Annotated in this window: 2 protein-coding genes; both read left to right on the forward strand. The window is 42.2% G+C overall.

Going from position 1 to position 1,366, the window contains the following annotated elements; genetic code table 11:
• Positions 1-153 precede the first annotated feature (153 nt).
• A complete protein-coding gene (locus tag FD01_RS11170) occupies positions 154-513 on the forward strand; it encodes a zinc ribbon domain-containing protein (RefSeq protein WP_152164790.1) in 360 nt (119 codons plus the stop codon).
• A 319-nt stretch (positions 514-832) separates the two neighbouring features.
• Entirely contained in the window at positions 833-1,111 is a 279-nt protein-coding gene (locus tag FD01_RS11175; protein ID WP_056964338.1) for a helix-turn-helix domain-containing protein, read from the forward strand.
• Positions 1,112-1,366: the final 255 nt, after the last annotated feature.

The following is a 1,366-nucleotide window of genomic DNA, read 5'->3' on the forward strand; positions in this document are numbered from 1 at the left end:
CCGTGTGAATCATGGGATTGCGCTGCTTTTTTGAAATTCTATGAATAATCCAGGAAGAAGATTCAAAAACTTTCCGCCAAGCGTGCACAATTGTTAAATGAATCTTACCGTAAACTTGCGATTGAGCTGGTTGACCCAATTGAAGTCTTAGTCATGGAGAAAATCCGTGCCAAGGATATGCGCAAATCTACTGGTAAAGCTAAGAATCGCAAGTTGGCTTTACTCAAACCATACGAGGCCAAACAAGTGATTCAAAATCGTGCTTTCAAACAAGGTGTGACTGTGGTAGAGGTCGATGCCTATAAGAGCAGTCAAGTCGAATATAGTACTGAAATCATCGATAAGCATCCCTTATCTCAACGTGAATGGATCAGCCCAGTTACGGGAAAAGTTATTGAACGAGATCACAACGCCGCTCAAAACATTCTGGACTGGGGCTTACACCCAAGCCACCACATCAAAGTTAAAACGTTTCCTAAAGTCACTACGGCGATGGTCAGTTCCATTATTTAATCAAAAGTAACTAAGACGCTAGCAAAATAGGGAGAACAGAACAACTTCCTCCGACCAATACGAAAATTAGGGATAATCTGGTCGCAAAGTAAACGAAGACCGAATCACGAGCGTATACCGTTGACCTGCAGGTGGTGACATTTGTAGCAAAACACGGTCGTTGTGGTTGCGAGTTCGGACCACCCTAATGGCCTTGTAAAGATTATGAGTACTTCTTATGACTTGCAGTTTACGATGTTTTTAAGAGAGATCTTGGAAACTTGGGAATTCATTCCCGAGTAGTTCATAGCATATATTGATATTTCGGGAGGTAAGTAAGGTGGCAAAAAACACGCTTTTTGACGATTATCTCACGGAACAACTGAAAGACCCAGAATTCAAAGCCGGTTTTGATGCTGAATCCGCCAGACTTGAAAGTGCCGTGGCGTTGATGAACGAACGAGAACGTGCCGGGTTAACGCAACGAGAGCTGGCACAACGAGCAGATGTGCCACAATCCACGATTGCACGTATCGAGCATGGACAAAATACCAGTATTGACACGATGAGTAAGATTGCCTTTGCTTTGGGAGAGAAACTTAAAGTTGAATTTACGTGATGTTTACTCATATTAAGGTATTAAGGGCGCCAATCTTTTTTCGGGATTGGGGCTCTTTTTTTATTTCCCCGCGTTTTACAATCAAGTTAGCCACTATCGTTAGCACTCAGACAAAATAAAAAACACCAAGTCGATACGACCTGTTATCATCAAAGTTCCTACACAATTAATGAAAGAGGTATCGTCTTGATGCAAGAATAGAATATCATGTCTCACACCAAAGGTCACCATCTGACTGCTTTCGAACGTGGAAAA

This window comes from Lacticaseibacillus manihotivorans DSM 13343 = JCM 12514, assembly GCF_001435035.1.
Taxonomy (GTDB): Bacteria; Bacillota; Bacilli; order Lactobacillales; family Lactobacillaceae; genus Lacticaseibacillus; species Lacticaseibacillus manihotivorans.

What these genes read in the sequence shown, in the direction of transcription:
- FD01_RS11170 (WP_152164790.1), top strand. Translation starts at nt 154, where the DNA reads ATGGAGAAAATCCGTGCCAAGGATATGCGCAAATCTACTGGTAAAGCT.